Source organism: Kluyvera sp. EC_51, assembly GCF_019584505.1.
Classification (GTDB): Bacteria; Pseudomonadota; Gammaproteobacteria; order Enterobacterales; family Enterobacteriaceae; genus Kluyvera; species Kluyvera sichuanensis.
In genome coordinates this window covers 450-986 of the sequence record NZ_VDAG01000008.1, presented here as the reverse complement: position 1 = coordinate 986, position 537 = coordinate 450, and the positions used below count along the sequence as shown (strand labels likewise).

The following is a 537-nucleotide window of genomic DNA, read 5'->3' as shown; positions in this document are numbered from 1 at the left end:
CAGCGCTGGCTGTTTTACGCGTATGACAGGATACGGAGGACGGTTGTGGCGCACGTCTTCGGTGAACGCACTCTGGCCACACTGGAGCGTCTTCTGAGCCTGCTGTCGGCCTTTGAGGTCGTGGTATGGATGACGGATGGCTGGCCGCTGTATGAACCCCGCCTGAAGGGAAAGCTGCACGTTATCAGCAAGCGTTACACTCAGCGCATTGAGCGACATAACCTGAATCTGTCAGCAAGCGTTACACTCAGCGCATTGAGCGACATAACCTGAATCTGAGACAACATCTGGCAAGGCTGGGACGGAAGTCACTGTCGTTCTCAAAATCGGTGGAGCTGCATGACAAAGTCATCGGGCATTATCTGAACATAAAACACTATCAGTAAGTTGGAGTCATTACCCTCACTTACACCGCTTCTCAACCCGGTACGCACCAGAAAATCATTGATATGGCCATGAATGGCGTTGGATGCCGGGCAACCGCCCGCATTATGGGCGTTGGCCTCAACACGATTTTACGTCACTTAAAAAACTCAG

2 pseudogenes are annotated in these 537 nt (G+C 52.1%); both read left to right on the top strand.

What is annotated here, in order from left to right:
* Nucleotides 1-386 (top strand): annotated as a pseudogene (locus FHC49_RS24295) (IS1 family transposase); the annotation flags it as partial.
* A gap of 9 nt (nucleotides 387-395) precedes the next feature.
* Nucleotides 396-537: pseudogene (locus FHC49_RS03285) on the top strand (IS1-like element transposase); the annotation flags it as partial.